Raw genomic sequence first — 18,982 nt, 5'->3', positions numbered from 1 at the left:
GTGGAATGCGACCACAGTAGCTACATTGGTTTGGCAGGGATCTGGAAGAGAGGCGGCGATCAGAAGTCCGGCCGCCAGTCCGGTCAGCAGTCCTGCGAGCAGTCTTGCCAACACACCGGCCCCGCCCTGGAATCCTTCGAACTGGTCCGCACCGTGCTGGACAACCCGGATCTTCCGTGCCGCCTGCGGCTGATTACGGCGGGCGCGCAGTCCGTGAAAGCAGACGACCTTGTATCGCCGGCATATGCATCGATCTGGGGTTGTGGCCGGGTCGCCATGCGAGAACATCCCGAGTTGAACTGTACGCTGATCGATCTCCCGGCCGGGACCGGCGAGATCGATATGGAAGGTCTCGCGGAGATCGTGGCCACGGACTCATTACCCGGTGAAATCGCACTGCGAGGGGCCGGTGTTTTCACCCGCCGACTCGTTCCCTTTGACCTGGAACGTAGCACGGCACAAACTGCACCTGTAACCGCTTTTTCAAAAACAAGCTATGTACTGTCACAGTCAAAACCGGGGTCCATCGACGACCTCCATTTCGAAACGAAACAGAAATCCCAACCCGGACCAGACGAGGTGGTCATTCGCATGCGCTCCGCCGCTTTGAATTTCCGGGACGTGCTGACCGCCCTCGGCATGCTGAAGGTACCATCACGGCGGCCACCGTCCTTCGGGTGGGAATGCGTCGGCGAAGTGATCGCGCGCGGCGATCGGGCGGACTCCGTGGAAATCGGCGACGTGGTCCTGGGGATGATGCCTGGTGCCATGGCCGGACACGTAACCGTGAAGGCCGGCCTGGTCGTCCGAAAGCCCGAACATCTGGGCACCGAGGAGGCCGCCACGCTGCCCGTAGCCTTTCTGACGGCGTACCTGGGGCTCGTGGTACGCGGCGGGATGTCTGCCGGAGACCGCATTCTCGTACACAACGCGAGCGGCGGGGTGGGCCTGGCCGCTATTCAGATCGCGCACCAGGCGGAGGCCGAGGTGTTCGCCACGGCAGGTTCCCCTGAAAAACGAGCTTATCTAAAGAAGATGGGCATTTCCCATGTAATGGATTCCCGATCGCTGATTTTCGCCGAAGAGATCATGGAGCAGACGGATGGGAAGGGCATGGACATCGTGCTCAACACCCTTTCCGGTACCGCCATGCGGGCTTCGATGTCCGTGCTGGCTTCTAACGGGCGATTTATCGAGTTCGGGAAAACCGATTTGCTGAACCACGGATCCATTGACCTGAACCTGTTCGACCACAACCGTTCCTATCATACCATCGATCTCGCGCAGTTCATTGAGGAACGGCCGGATCGAGCAGGCGGCTTGCTGCAGAAGATCGTCGACATGGCCGCGGATGGCAGGATACGTCCCCTGCCCTATCGGACCTTCCCGATGGAACAGGCACCGGAGGCCTTCCGGTTCATGTCACAGGCCCGGCACACGGGCAAACTGGTACTCGTGGATAACGGAACGCCAATTCCGGTGCACCTGGGCGATGACGATCCTGTCATTCGCCCGGGAGGGACCTACCTCGTTACGGGCGGCGCGGGTGGGATCGGCCGTTTCCTGACGGGTTGGCTGCTTGAGCGAGGAGCTGGCGTGGTGGTCGTCACGGGCCGAAGGGGAATCGAGGAAGCGGCACCAGAAGCCGATCCCACTGGCAAAGTCAGATATGTGCAGGCCGACGTGACCGACCGGGAGGCAATGGGACAATTTATAGCGGACCTGAGGGCGGAGCACGGGCCGATCAGGGCCGTTTTCCACGCGGCCGGCGTGCTGGACGACGGCATTCTGCTCACCCAGAACGTGGAACGGTTCCGCAAGGTCCTCGGACCCAAGACAATCGGCGCCTGGCTACTGCACGAGTTGACAAAAGATCTCGAACTGGACTTCTTCGTCCTGTTTTCATCGGCGGCTTCCCTCGTAGGCACCACGGGCCAGGCGTCCTACGCCGCCGCGAATGCCTATCTGGACGGTCTGGCGGACCTCAGGCGCCAGAAGGGCCTGTCGGTGACGTCGATCAACTGGGGTCCCTGGGAAGGTACGGGCATGGCGGCAGACGAACACGCCGTCGATCGTCTCAGACGCCAGGGACTGCGATCGATCCTGCCAGATGAGGCCGGTGTGTTGCTGGACTGGTTGTTGCACCGTGATGTCCAGCGCGTTGGCGTGATTCCCACGACGGAGCCCGCTGCAGAATCGCTGCTCGCGCCGTACCTGTCTCCAGATGATCGTCCGGAACGCGTACCACAGTCGATTACACCGCTATCGAAAGCGGACTTGAGTGCGCTGCCCATGGACAAACTGCGTGCTTACATCGAGGAATTCGTGTCCGATGCGATCGGCCGGATCGTGGAAGTGGACCGGGGGAGCGTGGACCTGGGGTACACGTGGCGCAGCCTGGGGGTGGATTCCCTCATGGCCGTGGAATTGAGGAACCGGATCGAAGCGGGATTACACGTGTCGATTCCGGTAGAGACCTTGCAGTCGGAAACCGCCATAGAACAGACAGTCGACACGTTGCTGGAGGTGTTGGAAAGCCACGAGTCGGACTCGAACCGACGACCTATTCATTACGAATGAATTGCTCTACCAACTGAGCTATCGTGGCCTGGTAAAACCGCGCTAAATATAAGGCACGACCTACCCGATCGCAACCCGTTTTTAGGCTCCGACGGATTCCAGGGACCGCGCGATATTCGCCCACGTTCCGCTGATATCAAAACACTCCCGCTGGTTGGTCTGCATGAGCCGGAGCGCTACGTCCATCGCCTGTTTTTCGGTGAGGAGGCCGTCGTTCACTTCGCCTTCCAGGGCGCGGCCGAGCCACCTTCGCGCCTGCACGGCATAGGCATAGGCACTGGTGGGCCAGCCGGTGTCTCCTCCGAAAGCGAACAGCTTGTTGATCGGTACGGCGTGGATGAAGCGGCGGACGAAATCGCAGGAACTAAAAGGGTCGATGGACCAGGCCCAGCAGAGGTCCACCCAGACGTTGGGATAGTGCTTGGCAAGGGCGATCAACTCGTGGCTGTAGGGATAGGCGATGTGCATCAGCACGAACCGGGCGTCGAGGTAGCGGGCCAGCAGTCCGCAAAGATTCCCGCTCTTGATCCGGTCCACCGGCATCCGGCTGTGACCCGCGTAGTAACCTGTGTGGATCTTGAACGGCAAATTATGTTCGATGGATAATTCCACGCCCCGCGCCCAGCCCCAGTCGCCCAGGCACAATGACGCTTCCTCCGGTGCGCCATCGGGATTACTCAGCACGATATCCAGGGCCCTTGCCGCTTCCTCGTCGCTGCGCTCCTCCCACCGGAGCGTCCTGGAATAGGCGTGCTGCGCCTTAACCGCGATGGCGTGGGGACCGTGCTTCGCGAAGATGGCGGCCATGGCCTCGCGCAGGCTGCCAAGACTGTCCACCGTAATCCCCGTTTCCTCCGCGATGTTCTGCACGGGCACCTCGCCGTTGCAGAATCCCACCCAGGACAGGTCGTAGAGAAAGAAATCCGGTCCGGAGACATCCGGTTCGCACGCCCAGACGAAGTTGTCGATCTGCACGTGATCCAGGCCCGCGCGGTCCCGCAACAGCGCCAGGCGCTGGCCGGGGCCCCGCAGTCTGTCGTTCTCGGCCTGTGCCGCCGCCAGGCCGTCGGCGGTAATCTCGGCCATGCCGTACACGTCTTCTGCCAGGATGCGCACCGCTTCACCGTATCCCGTATGCTTCACGGCCTCCCAGGCCGGCTTGACCGGCTCGAAGCGCGCCGCTACTTCGCCCTTCCGGGGATCCAGCAGGGTGTTGACATCCTCCTGCGAAGCGCCGGCGACCACGAGATCCGCAGGGACGTAGTTCTCGAAGAGGTCCTGCAACACGTCCGGCCCGTTGGCTACCCAGTCTTCTTCGAACCTGAGATGCTCATGGGTGTCGATAAGCGGCGTTTCCTGAATGTACCGGGACAGATCGGACATGAAGACCCTCCTGCGGATGTGCACGGGGAAGCGGGGAAACATGAGAGACAGACTATAGACCGGGAATACCCCCGGGGTGAGTCGAACACCCGACCAACGGTTTAGGAAACCGTTGCTCTATCCACTGAGCTACGGGGGCAGAAGTGAAGTTCCGGTCCGGCTTGGTCCGTGCTCAACATATGTACCTGCCTGCCGGATTGTCAATGCCTTAATGCGGACATCCGGGCAGTGAATGATCTTGTCATCTCCTGTACACCGGCATATATTCTGACCTCTAATTCGGCAATGCATCGAGCGGTAGAAATCCTGTACGGTGTTAGCGAGGATTCGAGGATGCAAGGACTGGTTAAATACGACTATGGACCGGTCAACATGGAAGTCCGGGACATGCCGGTTCCGGAGCCTGGTTCCGGGGAGGTCCGTGTGGTAATCCGGGCCGCGGGCATCTGCGGTACGGACATCCACATCTACAAGGACGAGTATCCCTACAACCCGCCGGTGATCATGGGCCACGAGTTCTCCGGCATCGTGGACGAGGTGGCCGGCACGGACGAATACCGGCCGGGCGACGCGGTGACCGGCATTCCGACCACCGTCGTCTGCGGCGTGTGCCGGTACTGTGTGGCCGGCCAGCACAGCCTGTGTGACAGCCGCCTGTCCATCGGCAGCGGGGTGCACGGCGTATTTACGAAGTACGTGGTCATGCCCACCTGGGCCTTGCGGCGGATACCGGAACACCTGGATCTCACCATCGGCGCGTTGAGCGAACCTCTATGCTGCTGTGTGAAGGCCGTTTCCATACGTACTTCCGTTACCGCCGGCGACGTGGCGGTGGTGACCGGACCCGGCCCCATCGGCATGCTTACCACGCAGGTGGCGAAGGCGGAAGGCGCCTACGTCATCCTGACCGGCACTTCGGCGGATGAAGACCGGCTCGAACTCGGCGCGCGGTGGGCCGACGAGACCGTCAACATCGAAGAGGTCGACCTGCTCGATCTCGTCCGAGACCGGACCCAGGGCTACGGCGCCGACGTGGTGTACGAATGTTCCGGATCGGCGGCGGCGACCCGCTCGGCCATCGAACTCGTCAGGAAGCAGGGCACCATCATGCAGATCGGCCTGCACGGCGGACCCTTCGAGGTGGATTTCTTCCCGGCGGAACTGAAGGAAATCGATATACGGACCTCCTTCGCCGGATCCCTGGATGCCTGGGACCGCACCATGGTGATGCTGGATCAACGCAGGATCGAACTGGAACCCATCGTGTCGGACGTGGTTCCTTTAACCGAGTGGGAAAACGCATTCCACCGGCTGTTGAACAGAGAAGGCATGAAGATACTGTTCGAACCGGTTGACTAAAGAAAGGACTTGAAATGGACCTGGGATTAAAGGACAGAGTCGCGCTGATAACGGGCTCGAGCCGGGGCATTGGACGATCGATCGCCCTGGGCCTGGCGGAAGAGGGATGTCACGTCAGCCTGAGTGCCAGAGGCGAAGAGAAACTGCTCGAAACCGAGAAGGAAGTCGCACAGACGGGCGTCGAGACGCTGGCGACGGCCGGGGACCTGACCACTGCCGAAGGTATTGAGCGGGTCGTGGAGGCGACGCTGGCGCGGTGGGGACGCATCGACATCCTGGTCAACAACGTGGGCGGCAGCGTCTGGAATCCCTTCGACGATGTCTCCGATGACGAATGGCTTCACGTATTCAACCTGAACATGTTCGCGGCGGTCCGGGCGACGCGGGCCGTGCTCCCTGCGATGCGCGCGCAGGAAAGCGGGTCGATCATCACGATTTCCTCGATCTTCGGACGCGAAGCGGGCGGCCCCGCCACCTACAACGCAACGAAGGCCGCGGAGATCTCCATGGGCAAAACGCTCGCCAAGGAAGTGGCCAGGACCGGCATCCGCGTGAACACGGTGGCGCCGGGTTCAATCATATTCCCGGGCGGCAACTGGCAGAAGAGGCTGGACGCGGACCCGGAGGGCATCGGCAAATTCATAGAACAGGAACTTCCGGCCGGACGCTTCGGCAAGCCCGAAGAGATCGCGGACGTGGTAGTCTTCCTGTCATCCGACCGGGCAAGCTGGGTGACCGGCGCCTGCATCAACGTGGACGGTTGCCAGTCCCGTTCGCTGATATAGGCTATACGCAGTAGATACAAAGTAGATACACCGATTCGAGGAGGATTCGCGGCATGAACTCGCGCCTCGAACAGCTTGAACAACTCGCCAGTAAGGATCCCGGCGATCCCTTCATTCAGTACGCGATCGCGCTGGAATACGTGAGTTCGCACCGGCTCGAAGAAGCGGCGGTTATCCTCGAAAGGCTCATGGCGGCATCGCCGGACTACACGGCGGGTTATCACCAGGCCGGACGGGTTTACGAACAGCTGGACCGCGATGATGAAGCCCGCAGATGTTACGAGCAGGGGATCGTCGTGGCGGAACGCCAGGGCGACGCCAAGGACCTGGACGAAATGCGGGAAGCCCTCGCGTTTCTGGATTGATCTGGATGCGACAGGACGAACCGTTACCGGGCGGATCTACCGCTAAACGATTGGAAACGAGCAGATAGCACGCAAACCACTTCTACGCATAGCCCAGGACGTATTCGGATGGACCTTTCTCGTCATCGGGGTCCTGGGCCTGTTCCTGCCGCTGCTGCAGGGCGTGCTGTTCATCGTCATCGGGTTGACGATCCTGTCCACGCGCTACGCCTTTGCCCAGCGCATGTTGGCCCGCCTGGAGAAGAAGTATCCGGACATCTACGCCAAAGTAGAACAACTCAAGGTCCGGTTCGCCGCGAGCAAATCGCTCCTGGTCGCCATCGGCACGATCCTGATCGTCTTGCTGGGCGTGGGGATCTACCTGGCCGTGCTGGGATTCAAAACGGCCTATGCGAAGATCGCGCCGATCCTGTTGAATTAGCGGGGATCACGACGGACGCCCGCGCGGGCGCCGTACGAAATCGTCGTCAGATCAGGCGGGGTTAAGCATCAAATCAGACGGCGAATCAGGCGGCGGCTGCGCCGGTCCAGCCGGTCGAGGTCGGGGATCTCGTACCGGTTGCCGTTTTCGTCCGTGATCAGGATACGGCCGGGCGACAACTCCACCATGCCTTCCCTCAGGTCCCGCATCGGGATCTTCACTTCGCCGCGGTCCGTCTCCACGGAGAACAGCGACGTCCCTCCCCGACCCTCCATCTCCACGATGCGTGTTATCCTCGGGCGGAAATAGCGCCATTCGATCTCATCGCGGATGATGCGACCGGTTTCCTCGTCACATGCTCCCGGGTCGGCCAGGATGCCCAGGTACTCGTCTTCCTGGTCGAAGAAGGTGATGTACCGGCTCTCCTGCGAAAGCGGAAAAGCCTGTCGTATCTTGACGTTGAAGAACAGATCGCCCGCGATGGACAGGGTGGGCGGCTGGTCGTCCCGCCGCTCGAGGTGAACGGCGGTCGGGTCGAGAATGGACATGTCCTACCCCTCCACGCCCACGATGCTCGAGACGTTGGTGTGCAACTGGACCAGGCGGTAATACTCGCCCTGCCGGTCCAGCAGTTCCTCGTGTGTGCCCAACTCCACCGGCTCACCGTTCTTCAGGACGAGCAGGCGGTCGGCGTCTCTCAGGGTGGACAGGCGATGGGCGATGGCGAGCGTCGTGCGGCCCTCCATGAGCCGTCCCAGGGCTTCCTGGATCTTCTTCTCCGTTTCCAGGTCGAGGGCCGACGTGGGTTCGTCGAGAATCAGGATCCTCGGATCGTGCAGGATGGCCCGGGCGATCGCGACCCGCTGGCGCTCCCCGCCCGAAAGCCTGCCGCCCCGCTCGCCAACGGGCGTATCGTAACCGTCCGGCAATTTGACGATGAACTCGTGGGCGTTCGCGTTGATGGCGGCCTCGATGATCTCCTCCCGGGACGCGTCCTGGTTGCCGAAGCGGATATTGTCGGCCACGGAACCGGCGAACAGGAAGGGGTCCTGCTCCACGTAACCGATCTGGCTGCGCAGTTGCGTCAGGTCCATCCGGCGCACATCGGTTCCATCGATCAGGATCCGTCCGCAGTCCACGTCGTAGAACCGGCACATCAGCTTGATCAGGGTGGACTTTCCGGCGCCCGAGTGCCCCACGAGCCCGATCATCTCGCCCGGTTCGACGTGCAGGTTGATCCCCTTGAGCACCGGCTGGTGCGCCACGTAGCCGAAGTTGACGTCCTGAAGCTCCAGGCGTCCTTCGAAACGGGGTACGTCCACGATATCGGCCGGCGTGTATTCCTCGACGGGGCTGTCGATGACCTCGAAGGTCCGGGTTATGGCCGTCATCATCTCCGGAATCCAGTCTGCCATGCCCGTGAGTTGCTGCACGGGACTGTAGAACATTGCCAGGTAGAGGAAGAAGGCCACCAGCATGCCGACCGTCATAGCGTTCGACTGCACCAGGAGGCCACCGTACAACATTACGAGCAGTCCGCCCACGGACACGAGGAAAGCGAGCAGCGGGCGCACCGTGCGCGATCGGACATGGATGTTGCGTTCGGCCGTGAACACCTTCTCGTTCTCGAGCTGCATGTCGCGGCTCTGCCGCTTTTCCTGGGCGAAGATCTTCACGACCCGGATGCCGGCCAGCGCGTCGTTCACCCGCTCGAAGAAGGTCGCCCAGCTGTCCCACGACCTGCCGTAGAACCACATCAGGTACCGCTTGATATGGATCGAGGCGAAGATGATGGCCGGAATGGGGATCAGGACGAGGAGCGCCAGTTCCCAGTTGAGGTAGAACAGCACCGCGGTCATGCCGATCACGAGCAGCCCCTGCTGGACCACCTGCGGCGCGAAATCGATCCAGAAGTAGTGGATCGACTTTGCGTCCCGGGCGATGCGGGCCATGAGACCGCCCGTCTGCTGCATGTCGTAGTATTTCAAAGGCAGGAGCTGCAGGACGTTCAGCAGTTCGGACCGCGCGTCATAGGCCAGGCGGTCGCCCAGCACGGCCAGCATTCTCCCGCTTATAATCGTCACCGCGGTATGCACGATCCGGGATACGGCCAGGAGCGCGACGATCGTTGGAAGCCAGATGAACATGCTCTGGTCCACCAGGACCTGGTCGACGAGGATCATGGTCAGGTACGGGGGCAGCAAGTCGATGGCCGACGCGGCGACCGTGACCACCATGGCGATGACCAGCGTTTTCCAGTGAGGCAGGCAGAAAGACCACAGGCGCCCGAACGTGCGCAAGTGGGCTTCGCGGCTCGACCAGTCCGGAACCGGTTCCTCGGCCACGGGCTCGGTGTGATCCGTACTTCCGTTCGGGCCGATCAGATGCAACAGGGACTCGACGGCGTCGGTCATGTCCTGCGCCACGGCATGGGTATACCGAAGCAGCCGGATACTCTTCCCGTCCACCTCGGCCACGAGCGCGCTCGCACCGACCAGGGGCTCCACGGTCAGACCGGTGATCTCCGCAAGGGACAGGGTATGGGTCAGCGTCCACGTACCGTCGGACCGGGTTGCAACCACCAGGTGCCGCCTGGTCACGGCCAGCATCGATTCATCGATCCGGCCGTCCGGCCCCAGGTCCGTCTTGCAGGCAAAGAGAAGGTCGGCCCTGTCCTCGCCAGCGGGCGCGCCGGACGGGATCAGACGGGTCAGTTCGGATGGTATCTTGTTGATTAGCGGCATGGAAGTGATGCGGTTGGGTTCAGTATCGTTCCATATCTACAGTCAGGAATAGGCCAGGTACCTCAGAACAGGTTCGGATGCAAGGCGGCAGCCAGGGTCTCGATCGCGAGGAAGAGTCTTGGCGCGGGACGAAGCAGCCAGTTTTCGGTGATCAGGACGACGCGTTCATTGCGCACGGCGTCCAGGTTCTGCCAGCCTTTCAGCGACTTCGCCCGTTCAAGGTATCTCGCACGGACTTCCTCCGCGTCCTGTCCTTCGCCCAGCGTGGAAAGAAGGACCTGCGGATCCCTGGACACGATGTGTTCCAGGTTGTACACCGCCCAGGTACCCGGTGCCAGGTCGTCGGCCACGTTCCGCCCGCCGGCCCGTTGAATCACGGCCGAGGTGAACGTTTCCGGACCGGGGGTCCAGTTCTCGTCCCGGAAGGGGCTGCCGACGAAAATCGTGGGACGTTCACCTTCGGTCAGGCCGCTGATCCGCTCCGCCACCCTGGCCAGCCGCTGACGGTATCCGTCGAGGAGCCCGCTTGCCGCTTCTTCCCGACCGGTAAGCTTGCCCACCGTGCCGATCGCATCGAGCACCTCCTCGATCGACTGGGGGTCTAGGACGAACACCGGGACGTCCAGCGCCTTCAGGCTGTATATCAGTTCTCTGGCGTTTCCCTTCGAGGCCAGTACGAGGTCCGGATCGAGGGCCACGATTTTCTCGAGGCTCATGGCCGTGACGTCGCCGATCTTCTCGATTTCACGGGCTTCCGGCGGATAATCACAGTAGGTCGTGACCCCCACGACCGAACTTCCCGCTCCGACGGCGAACAGCAATTCGGTATTGCTGGGAATGAGCGATACGATGCGCTCCGGCGTGACGTGGAGGGTCACGGTGGATCCGATGGCATCCGTCTCGGTCATCTGACCGGCAGCAACCCTGGAAATCAGCAGGAAGCAAAGGAGAAGAACAGACCTCGGGAAGCGCGAAACGTGCCTCACAGTCGTACCGGTTGTCACCATGGAAGGTTACTGTTTACAGCGATATACAATATAGGCGAAGACGGTTAAAACGGTACTTTTTTTTATAACATGCACTAAATTGATTCGAAGCTTGAACCATGCAAATGGACATAGCCGTTGCACCGTCCGTGCCCGACCCTTTATCGGTTGAAATGACGGTCGCTCGAAGTGAAGCATATCTCGGAGGGAAGCTTACGATGGGACGCTTTGACTACTGCCTCAATACGAGCACGATCCGGTCGCCCGGTGTTTCCGTGCTGGAATACGTGGATATCGCGGCCGACGCCGGATATGACGGGATCGAACCCTGGGTGGAGGAAATCGATGCCTGGGTCGAAGGGGGCGGTACGCTGCCGCAACTGCGGGACCACGCCGCCGGCCGGGGCATCCGGATCGTGAACCTGATCGCCTTTTTCGAATGGGCAGTGCCCGAGGCCGACCGCCACGCCCTTGGTTTGGAAGAGGCGCGGCGGTGTTTCGAAATGGCGCAGATCCTGGATTGCCCTTTCGTAGCCACGGCCCCGAAGGGAATCCACGACCGGGAAGTCGACCTTTTTTCCGTGGTACGGAGATTCGCCGAACTGACGGATGCCGTTTCCAATTTCTCCCCGAAACCCCTGCTGGAGTTCTGGGGCGTGTCCCGGACGCTGGGAACGGTCGGAGAAGCCCTGCTCGTGGCTGCCGAAAGCGGGGTGCGTGACGCCAGACTGCTGACCGACATCTTTCACATGTACAAGGGAAGCGGGCACCAGCGCGGGATGGACTACCTCGATCCCGGCCGCCTGGGTCTGGTCCACGTGAACGACTATCCTTCCGACCCGCCGCGCGCGGACATCGAAGACGAGCACCGGGTCTATCCCGGAGACGGCGAGGCGCCCTGGGACGAAATCGTCGCCAGCCTGGTGCGGCAGGAATACCGGGGCATGCTGTCGCTCGAACTGTTCAATCCCGCCTACTGGGCCGAAGGGCCGGTGGCCACGGCACGAAAAGGACTGGCAAAGCTTCGGGCGTGCGTGGAAGCCGTGTGAATGCGCAGTAAGCAATCAAATGCGCAGTATGCAAGTAAATACGCAGTATGCGCGTGGATCGGAACCGACGAACAAATCGGGCGACACGCACCACAGTCAGCCCCGCACATCCCCTGCTGCCATGTCCACAGCCACATTGCCACACTCCGATCGGGAAAGGTCCTCCGCAACTCCCGTAGCGCGGCCCGTTTCCGCCGGACTCACCCTCCGGGCCGTGGTGATCGGATGCGTCTTCACCATTCTGTTGACCATCTGGTCGATCTCCTCCGAATTCGTTACGCGCGGGTCATTCATCACGGTCACCCATCTGCCGGTGGCGGCACTGCTGCCCTTCCTCCTGATGGTCCTGCTGGTCAATCCCTGCCTGAAAATCTCGGGCTTCAGCCGTCCATTCACCAGCCAGGAACTCATCATGATCTTCTTCCTGGTCTTCACGGCTTCCGTCATACCCGGCTGGGCCTTCAGTAATTACGCCGTATCGATCATCAGCGGCCCGTTCTACCACGCCACGCCTGAAAACCGGTGGGCGGAACTGTTCCTCGACTATCTGCCGTCCTGGCTGGTGGTCCCGAACCACCTGGGCGGGTTGAACCAGTTCTACGAAGGCGTGTATTCCACGAGAAACATCCGCTGGCAGATCTGGTTCGTACCCATGTTCTGGTGGGTGACGTTTTACATTGCCCTGTTCCTGGTCGGCGCCTCGATCATGGTCATGCTCCGGAAGCAGTGGGTCGAACACGAGCGCCTGGCCTTCCCCCTGGCCCAGGTGCCGCTGACGCTGGTAGACGGCGCGGAGGAAAAGGCCCTTTTACCCAGAATTGCCCGGGTGAAACTGTTCTGGTGGGGGTTCGGCATCACGCTGTTCATCATGACCTGGAACATATTCGACTTCTTCGGCCTCATGCCCCCCATCCCCCTCGGCGCGGGACACGCCTTCCCGCTGACCCTGTACGAGGGGTTTCATCCCATTCAGGTCCGCTTTAACTTCCTGCTGATCGGGGTGGCCTACTTCACCAGGGTGGAAGTGCTGCTCAGCGTCTGGCTGTTCTACCTAATCCGCATCGTGCAGCAGGGCGTGATGACCCGCGTCGGCGTGCCGGGTCCGCAGGAAATGATGCACTTCCAGCACCTGTCCGGCTTTCTGATCTTCGTGCTGTTCGGGCTGTGGATGGCACGAAGGCATATCCGCGACGTCATCCGGAAAGCCCTGGGAAGGGCCCCTGAAATCGACGATTCGCGGGAGTTCTTCACATACCGTACGGCCGTGCTATCTTTTTCCGGCGGTACAATTTACATGGTTTTCCTCCTGTGGAGCGCGGGCATGACGCTCTGGGTCGTAGCCCTCATGATGTTCGTGCTGCTGGTCCTTTACATTGGCGTAACCCGCGTGGTGGCGGAGACCGGCCTGGCGTCCCTGGACCTGCCCTACAACAGCGCAAACGAGATTACGCTCAGATTCGTCGGATCGGAGCACATCAACGCCCGGACCATCGCGGGGATGTGGCTGTGCCAGACCTTCACCAGGAACTGGCGGACGCTCGGCATGTGTTCCATGGCCCATGCCGCCAAGGTGGGCGACGTCGTGGGCGGCGTGGGAAAGGGGGTGTTCGGCGCCATCGCGCTTTCGCTGGCCATCGGATTCATGACGGCCCTGTTATACACGCTCTACCTGGGGTATGACATGGGGGCGTCCCAGCTCAAGGCCGGCGGTTTTGAATCCGGGGCGAAAGGTTACTGGACGCAATTGGAGACTTTTCTTACGAATCCCCAGGCCATGACGCAATCCCAGTTGACCATGGTAATGAGCGGCGTCCTGATCTCGGCGTTCCTGATCTGGGCCCATCACCGGCTTCACTTCTGGCCCCTTCATCCCGTGGGATTCGGGATCGTCACCACCTACGCGTCGGATATGGCCTTCCTGTCCATCCTGATCGTCTGGATCGCAAAATCCGTGGTCCTTCGCCTCGGGGGCGTGTCCCTCTATCGCAAGGGCCAGCCGCTGTTTATCGGTATTCTCGCCGGCTACGCCGTGGGTGTATTCCTCTCATTCCTCGTGGACGTGGCCTGGTTCCCGGGTGCCGGCCATGTCGTGGATGGGTGGTAGTGTTGTATCCCGTGGCGTAGCGGTACGGTTTGGTCCGACCCGTAGTGGCGCGGCGCGGTTCATCAACAGATAGTTCAAAGCGCAAGGAGCAGTCAATCCATCATGAATCTGTCCATTCTCGACCAGTCTCCCATACGTGATGGGGTAACGGCCGTGCAGGCCTTCCAGGAAACCCTGACCATGGCCCGGGAGGCCGAACGACTGGGCTACCGGCGCTTCTGGGTGTCCGAACACCACAACGCCCACTGCCTGGCCGGCAGTTCGCCCGAAGTGCTGCTCGCCGCCATCGGGGCGGCCACGGAGGACATGCGGATCGGTTCCGGGGGCGTCATGCTGCCCTACTACAGCCCCTTCAAAGTCGCCGAGAGCTTTGCCGTGCTCACGAATCTCTATCCGGACCGGGTCGACCTGGGGGTCGGACGGGCGCCCGGCGGCGACATGAAGACCGCCCGCATGCTGGCGCCTGGCGCGGGACCCCGGTTCGAAGCGTTCCCCGAACTCGTCGCCCAGCTGGTGGAGATCCTTCAGAACAGGGATTTCGAGCCTCGGGTCACGCCGCCCATCCAGTCTCCGCCCCCCGTATGGATGCTCGGGTCCAGTCCGGAAAGCGCGATGCTCGCCGCCAGGTTGGGACTGCCCTACAATTTCGCCCTCTTCATCAACAGCAACATCGACCCGCGCATCCTCGAATTCTACCGGCACTACTTCGAGCCCTCCGCCCAGACGCCGCAGCCCGAGACCTGCATCGCGATCAACGTCATCTGCGCCGACACCGAGGCGGAGGCCAAACGCCTCGCACTCAGCCGCGACCTGCTCTTCGCCCGTTTCGCCTCGGGCAAGCCCAGCAACGTCGTACCCACCATGGAGGAGGCTGAAAAGCATCGTTTCAGCGAAGCCGAGAAAGCCTTTCTGGACGACAAGTTCCGCCTGGCGGCCGTGGGCAGTCCGGACCAGGTCCGGGACACCATCGACCGGCTTGCCGGCCAGTTCGGAGCCGAAGAGGTCATGGCCGTGACGATCACTCACGATTTCGAAGCCCGGCTGCGGTCCTATGAACTTTTGTCCGATGTGTACGGGTAGATTGCCGCGATTCAGGTAGATCGCTTCAAATTGGATTGCCTGCAGGAACCAGAATGACTACATTGTGATGGCCTCAACTCCCCGCTCGCGACAACCGAACAAGGAGCATCTGTCATGACCGTGGTCATGGAACAAGCCGTGCTGAGCGACGAGCAGATCGCGTTCTACCAGGATAATGGATTTCTCCACATTCCGGAGGTATTCACGCCGGAAGAGACGGCAGAACTGTCGGATCAGATGGACCGGCTCGTCGAGGACTGGGCGTTCACGAGCCCGGGATGGAACGGTCCCTGGCGCCTGGCCTACATGGATCCGGAGACGGAGGCCAAATCCAAACTGACGGCCATGCACGACCTGCACTTCTATTCCCAGGCCTGGTCGCGAGCCGTCGCCAATCCTCGGCTGGTCGAGGCCCTGTCCCAGTTGCTTGGGCCGAACGTGGAGCTGCACCACACCACGCTGCACATCAAGCCGCCCCAGACCGGACATCCCTTTCCCCTGCACCAGGACAACCCCTTCTACGGCCATCACGACGGCCGGTACATCGACGTACTCGTCCACCTGGACGACACCCGTCACGAAAACGGCGAAATCCGATTCCTGGCGGGATCTCACAAATCCGGCCATCTGCAGCACATCACCGAATCGGAAGAAGGTCCCTGCGCGCCTCATCTGCCGACGGACGAGTACAAGCTGGAAGACACGGTGGCGGTACCGGCACGGGCCGGCGACGTGGTCATCTTCTGCATCGACACCGTGCACGGCTCCTACATCAACCAGACGAAACGGCCCCGCAGGCTCGTGCGCATGGGCTACCGGAACCCGGACAACCGGCAGGAGTACGGTCAGAGCTTCGGACGGCCGGGCCTCATGGTCTGCGGGTACCGCGAACGGCGAGAAGGCGACGAACTGCTCCCGGGTAACTGATGGCCGACATTCCCCTGCTGGGTTACACCGACCGGTTGTCCGGACGGCCCGGCGACGAAATTGCCTTCAAGGTCAGCAGCGCAGCCGCGGAACCCTTCCGGGCCAGCCTCGTTCGCGTGATATGCGCCGACCCCAATCCTGCCGGTCCCGGACTGCAGCTGGAGGAAGCCGGCCTGCCCTTCGAGGGCGAATACCCCTCCAGGTCCCAGCCGTTTCACCCGGGCTCTTACGCCGTCATCCCCCTCGACGGCCGCTTCCGCCCGGTCAGCGGCCTTACCCTTACCGCCACGATATGGCCCACGACCCCCGAGAAGGCGGACCAGGGCATCGTCAGTTGTGGAACCGGCGGACGAAAGCCGGTCCTCAGCCTCTGCCTGGACCGCAGCGCCTTGACCGCGGTCGTCCGTTCATCGACGAACGGGGAGACCCGCACCGTCTGTCGAAGCGAGCCGATCAAGACCCGGCAATGGTATCGGGTGTGGGCGAGCTACGATGCCGGAAGCTGGACTGTGAGTGTGGGGTTCCGGGCAATCCATGCACCTCCCGGACCGTCCAATATCACGGTTGAGGCCGTCGGCCCCGTTCCCCTGGGCGACCTGGCCCGGATCATCATCGGTGGACAGGACGGCGATCCCGTTCACGGCCACTTCAATGGCAAGATCGAAGCGCCATCCCTCGTCGACATCCCTGTGGAAGAAACCGACCACCAGGAATACGACGTCAATGGCCATCGAGGCGCGTGGGCCCTATGGGACTTCGCCCAGGACACGGGTTCGACGCGGATCGTGGACGTCGGGCCGAAGGGCCTGCACGGCCGCCTGGTCAACATGCCGGCCCGCGCCATGACCGGTTCCAGGTGGACCGGCGAGGAAATGTCCTGGAAGCACGCACCGGATCAGTACGGCGCCATCCACTTCCACGACGACGACATCTACGACTTCGGATGGGAGACGGATTTCACCTTCAAAATCCCGGACGGCATGCGATCGGGACTCTACGCGGCCCGCATTCGGTGCGGCGAACACGAGGACATGATGCCGTTTTACGTCTGTGCGCCACGGGGCGGGCCCACGGCGGATCTCTGCGTCCTCGCGTCTACCTTCACCTATACCGTATACGGCAATCACGCCCGTCCGAATTACCATCCTTCCTGGCTCGAGCGGATCGGCGAATGGAACGCCTATCCCTGGAATCCCGCCGTCCACCCGGAATACGGGCTTTCCACCTACAACTTTCACCGGGACGGCAGCGGCATCTGCCACGCCAACCACCGGCGCCCGCTGTTCTCGCTCCGCCCGGGCTACATCACTTTCGGTGCCACGGAAGGCGACTGCTCCGGGCTGAGGCACCTTCAGGCGGACACTCACCTGTACGCGTGGCTCGAGAAACAGGGTATCCCTTACGACATCGTCACCGACCAGGAACTGCACGACGACGGTGTCGAGGCAATTAAAGGCTACCGCGCCGTAACCACGGGTTCACATCCAGAGTACCATACGCCGCGCACGCTCGACGCCCTGCGCCATTTCCGGGAACAGGGCGGCCACTTCATGTACCTGGGGGGAAACGGGTTCTACTGGCGCATCGCCGTCCACCCGGAGGGCAACGGGACCCTCGAAATACGCCGGAACGAAGGCGGCATACGGGCCTGGGCGGCCGAACCGGGCGAGTACTTCCAGGCCTTTGACGGCGGTTACGGCGGACTCTGGCGCAGGAACAACCGTCCCCCGCAGCAGCTTGCCGGTGTGGGGTTTTCGGCCCAGGGCAATTTCCATGGATCGTACTATCGCATTGATCCGAACGCCCGTGCCAACCCGGAGACCGCGTGGATCTTCGAGGGGGTGGAGGGCGAGACCGTGGGCGATTACGGGTTCAGCGGAAACGGCGCCGCCGGGTTCGAACTCGACCGCGCGGACTCCCGGCTGGGCACCCCCGAAAACACCCGCGTCATCGCGAGTTCCGAAAACCACCACGAATCCTTCATACCCGTTCCCGAAGAGCTGCTCACACACATCACGACCTGGTCCGGGGAGCTACCTGAGAAACTGGTCCGGGCGGACATGGTTTACCAGAAATCGGACTCCGGGAGCCAGCTTTTCTCCACGGGATCCATCACCTTCTGCGGCAGCCTGCTGTACAACGATGCCGACAACGACATTTCCAGGATTGTGTCCAACGTGCTGCACCGGTTCCTGGCCGCCGAACCCAAAGGTCGGTCCGGTCGGCCTGGCCGGCCCTGATCATCATGAAGATCGCCGTTTTCGCCGATGTGCACAGCAACCTGGACGCGCTGGAAACCGTCCTGGACCATATCGACCGCTGGCGACCCGACCGGGTACTGTGCGCGGGCGACATAATCAACCGGGGACCGAAGCCACGTGAGTGCACCGAACGCGTTGTGACCCGTGCCCTGGCGGAAGACTGGGGCATGATTTACGGGAACCACGAGCGGTACGTGCTGAAGTTCGGAAGGGGTAGCCTGCCCGACCGCGGGCCCGAATTCGAGATCATCCGGCATGCGAAGTGGACGTACGATCAACTGGCCGGTCAGACTGGACAGGCCGGCCCCGACAGCACGAGTCGCCCGGAAAGCCCGGACAGGCTGGTCGCACGCCTCGAAGCGCTGCCCTTTCAGTGGTCAATGACCGATGAGGCAGGGAATGAACTCCGCATGGTGCACGCATCCATGCTGGGAGACCGCAAAGGGATCTTCCCCGATGATACCGAAGCATCGCTGCGCGAGAAAATCGCTCCGGCGCCGAAGGTGCTGGTGGTGGGACACACCCACCGGCCCCTGATCCGGACCGTGGACGATGCCCTGGTCGTCAACGTGGGCGCGGTGGGCGCGCCTTTCGACCAGGACCCCCGCGCGGCCTACGCCCAGATGACGTTCGAGGCCGGTGCGTGGAAGGCGGAGATCATCCGGCTCGACTACGACCGCGAGCGGGCGATCACGCGCTTTTACGAATCCGGCTATCTGGAGGACAGCGGAGACTTCGCAAGGCTCATCCTCGCCGAGTTCCGCGAGGCCCGGTCCCTGATTCCGGGTTGGTACCGCGAATACGAAGACCGGGTGATGAGCGGTGAGATACCGCTGAAGGCGTCGGTGGACCGTTACCTGGAAGACTGCAAGATCGACGGTTGAACGCGTTAGTCGACGGCTGAGCGCGTTGGCTGCCGGCCGGCATCGGCGGGTCGC

At 62.0% G+C, this 18,982-nt stretch carries 17 protein-coding genes, 2 tRNA genes and 1 pseudogene; 12 read left to right on the top strand and 8 right to left on the bottom strand.

The features are described from left to right. The first annotated feature begins 276 nt into the window (after positions 1 to 276). Positions 277 to 753: pseudogene (locus F4Y38_14970) on the top strand (alcohol dehydrogenase catalytic domain-containing protein). Here F4Y38_14970 and F4Y38_14965 read toward each other — a convergent pair. After that, positions 655 to 972 (bottom strand): hypothetical protein, encoded by a 318-nt coding sequence (locus F4Y38_14965; protein MXY50581.1) that lies wholly within the window; start codon positions 970 to 972, stop codon positions 655 to 657. The pseudogene F4Y38_14970 and the gene F4Y38_14965 overlap by 99 nt on opposite strands. Before the next feature lie 450 nt (positions 973 to 1,422). Continuing rightward, a complete protein-coding gene (locus F4Y38_14960) occupies positions 1,423 to 1,710 on the bottom strand; it encodes a hypothetical protein (protein ID MXY50580.1) in 288 nt (95 codons plus the stop codon). 336 nt (positions 1,711 to 2,046) lie between these two features. On the opposite strand from F4Y38_14960, the gene F4Y38_14955 reads away from it, so the two are divergent. Continuing rightward, the gene (locus F4Y38_14955) at positions 2,047 to 2,580 is read left to right on the top strand and encodes a hypothetical protein (GenBank protein MXY50579.1); all 534 of its coding nucleotides are present in this window, start codon (positions 2,047 to 2,049) and stop codon (positions 2,578 to 2,580) included. On the opposite strand, the gene F4Y38_14950 is transcribed toward F4Y38_14955, so the two are convergent. From F4Y38_14950 to F4Y38_14940, 3 genes are all read right to left on the bottom strand, one after another. Continuing rightward, a tRNA-Thr gene (locus tag F4Y38_14950) sits at positions 2,536 to 2,608 on the bottom strand. The two genes, F4Y38_14955 and F4Y38_14950, sit on opposite strands and share 45 nt — an antisense overlap. A gap of 53 nt (positions 2,609 to 2,661) precedes the next feature. Then, entirely contained in the window at positions 2,662 to 3,963 is a 1,302-nt protein-coding gene (locus tag F4Y38_14945; GenBank protein MXY50578.1) for an amidohydrolase family protein, read from the bottom strand. Between the two features lie 66 nt (positions 3,964 to 4,029). Then, positions 4,030 to 4,102, bottom strand: a tRNA-Arg gene (locus F4Y38_14940). A gap of 146 nt (positions 4,103 to 4,248) precedes the next feature. Between F4Y38_14940 and F4Y38_14935 the strand changes: the two genes are divergently transcribed. Genes F4Y38_14935 through F4Y38_14920 form a run of 4 tightly spaced genes read left to right on the top strand, consistent with a single transcriptional unit; the run spans position 4,249 to position 6,893 of the window. Then, complete coding sequence (locus tag F4Y38_14935; protein MXY50577.1) at positions 4,249 to 5,322, top strand: alcohol dehydrogenase catalytic domain-containing protein; 1,074 nt, start codon at positions 4,249 to 4,251, stop codon at positions 5,320 to 5,322. Between the two features lie 14 nt (positions 5,323 to 5,336). Then, the gene (locus tag F4Y38_14930; GenBank protein ID MXY50576.1) at positions 5,337 to 6,107 is read left to right on the top strand and encodes an SDR family oxidoreductase; all 771 of its coding nucleotides are present in this window, start codon (positions 5,337 to 5,339) and stop codon (positions 6,105 to 6,107) included. 53 nt (positions 6,108 to 6,160) lie between these two features. Next, on the top strand, positions 6,161 to 6,472 hold the full coding sequence (locus F4Y38_14925) for a hypothetical protein (GenBank protein MXY50575.1): 312 nt from the start codon (positions 6,161 to 6,163) through the stop codon (positions 6,470 to 6,472). Positions 6,473 to 6,521: 49 nt separating this feature from the next. Beyond that, the gene (locus F4Y38_14920; GenBank protein MXY50574.1) at positions 6,522 to 6,893 is read left to right on the top strand and encodes a hypothetical protein; all 372 of its coding nucleotides are present in this window, start codon (positions 6,522 to 6,524) and stop codon (positions 6,891 to 6,893) included. Between the two features lie 68 nt (positions 6,894 to 6,961). Here the strand turns inward: F4Y38_14920 and F4Y38_14915 are convergent, their stop codons facing one another. The 3 genes from F4Y38_14915 to F4Y38_14905 all read right to left on the bottom strand — a co-directional run bounded on the left by F4Y38_14915 (position 6,962) and on the right by F4Y38_14905 (position 10,644). Further along, entirely contained in the window at positions 6,962 to 7,441 is a 480-nt protein-coding gene (locus tag F4Y38_14915) for a DUF1854 domain-containing protein (GenBank protein MXY50573.1), read from the bottom strand. A 3-nt stretch (positions 7,442 to 7,444) separates the two neighbouring features. Beyond that, the gene (locus tag F4Y38_14910) at positions 7,445 to 9,637 is read right to left on the bottom strand and encodes an ABC transporter ATP-binding protein (GenBank protein MXY50572.1); all 2,193 of its coding nucleotides are present in this window, start codon (positions 9,635 to 9,637) and stop codon (positions 7,445 to 7,447) included. 62 nt (positions 9,638 to 9,699) lie between these two features. Further along, positions 9,700 to 10,644 (bottom strand): ABC transporter substrate-binding protein, encoded by a 945-nt coding sequence (locus tag F4Y38_14905; GenBank protein MXY50571.1) that lies wholly within the window; start codon positions 10,642 to 10,644, stop codon positions 9,700 to 9,702. A 98-nt stretch (positions 10,645 to 10,742) separates the two neighbouring features. Here F4Y38_14905 and F4Y38_14900 point away from each other — a divergent pair, with 98 nt between their 5' ends. From F4Y38_14900 to F4Y38_14875, 6 genes are all read left to right on the top strand, one after another. After that, positions 10,743 to 11,672 carry a sugar phosphate isomerase/epimerase gene (locus F4Y38_14900; GenBank protein MXY50570.1) on the top strand — a complete coding sequence of 310 codons (930 nt, stop codon included), beginning with the start codon at positions 10,743 to 10,745 and terminating at the stop codon, positions 11,670 to 11,672. A gap of 214 nt (positions 11,673 to 11,886) precedes the next feature. Next, a complete protein-coding gene (locus tag F4Y38_14895) occupies positions 11,887 to 13,776 on the top strand; it encodes a hypothetical protein (protein MXY50569.1) in 1,890 nt (629 codons plus the stop codon). 102 nt (positions 13,777 to 13,878) lie between these two features. After that, positions 13,879 to 14,856, top strand: a complete 978-nt coding sequence (locus tag F4Y38_14890) for an LLM class flavin-dependent oxidoreductase (protein ID MXY50568.1) — start codon at positions 13,879 to 13,881, stop codon at positions 14,854 to 14,856. A 114-nt stretch (positions 14,857 to 14,970) separates the two neighbouring features. Beyond that, positions 14,971 to 15,783 (top strand): phytanoyl-CoA dioxygenase family protein, encoded by an 813-nt coding sequence (locus F4Y38_14885; GenBank protein MXY50567.1) that lies wholly within the window; start codon positions 14,971 to 14,973, stop codon positions 15,781 to 15,783. Then, entirely contained in the window at positions 15,783 to 18,023 is a 2,241-nt protein-coding gene (locus F4Y38_14880) for a N,N-dimethylformamidase large subunit (protein ID MXY50566.1), read from the top strand. The genes F4Y38_14885 and F4Y38_14880 overlap by 1 nt, the downstream gene beginning before the upstream one ends. 5 nt (positions 18,024 to 18,028) lie before the next feature. Then, positions 18,029 to 18,928: a metallophosphoesterase family protein gene (locus tag F4Y38_14875; protein MXY50565.1), complete on the top strand. Its 900-nt coding sequence runs from the start codon at positions 18,029 to 18,031 to the stop codon at positions 18,926 to 18,928. Positions 18,929 to 18,982 lie beyond the last annotated feature (54 nt).

The organism is Gemmatimonadota bacterium, assembly GCA_009838645.1.
Classification (GTDB): domain Bacteria; phylum JAAXHH01; class JAAXHH01; order JAAXHH01; family JAAXHH01; genus JAAXHH01.
Note: the sequence above shows the minus strand (reverse complement) of the source record. Positions and strands in the feature narration are given on the sequence as shown.

Bases quoted from the DNA above. Each gene is read 5' to 3' on its own strand.
- F4Y38_14955 (MXY50579.1), top strand. From the start codon at position 2,047: ATGGCGGCAGACGAACACGCCGTCGATCGTCTCAGACGCCAGGGACTG.
- F4Y38_14945 (MXY50578.1), bottom strand. From the start codon at position 3,963: ATGTCCGATCTGTCCCGGTACATTCAGGAAACGCCGCTTATCGACACC.
- F4Y38_14935 (MXY50577.1), top strand. From the start codon at position 4,249: ATGCATCGAGCGGTAGAAATCCTGTACGGTGTTAGCGAGGATTCGAGG.
- F4Y38_14930 (MXY50576.1), top strand. From the start codon at position 5,337: ATGGACCTGGGATTAAAGGACAGAGTCGCGCTGATAACGGGCTCGAGC.
- F4Y38_14925 (MXY50575.1), top strand. From the start codon at position 6,161: ATGAACTCGCGCCTCGAACAGCTTGAACAACTCGCCAGTAAGGATCCC.
- F4Y38_14915 (MXY50573.1), bottom strand. From the start codon at position 7,441: ATGTCCATTCTCGACCCGACCGCCGTTCACCTCGAGCGGCGGGACGAC.
- F4Y38_14910 (MXY50572.1), bottom strand. From the start codon at position 9,637: ATGCCGCTAATCAACAAGATACCATCCGAACTGACCCGTCTGATCCCG.
- F4Y38_14905 (MXY50571.1), bottom strand. From the start codon at position 10,644: ATGGTGACAACCGGTACGACTGTGAGGCACGTTTCGCGCTTCCCGAGG.
- F4Y38_14900 (MXY50570.1), top strand. From the start codon at position 10,743: ATGCAAATGGACATAGCCGTTGCACCGTCCGTGCCCGACCCTTTATCG.
- F4Y38_14890 (MXY50568.1), top strand. From the start codon at position 13,879: ATGAATCTGTCCATTCTCGACCAGTCTCCCATACGTGATGGGGTAACG.
- F4Y38_14885 (MXY50567.1), top strand. From the start codon at position 14,971: ATGACCGTGGTCATGGAACAAGCCGTGCTGAGCGACGAGCAGATCGCG.
- F4Y38_14880 (MXY50566.1), top strand. From the start codon at position 15,783: ATGGCCGACATTCCCCTGCTGGGTTACACCGACCGGTTGTCCGGACGG.
- F4Y38_14875 (MXY50565.1), top strand. From the start codon at position 18,029: ATGAAGATCGCCGTTTTCGCCGATGTGCACAGCAACCTGGACGCGCTG.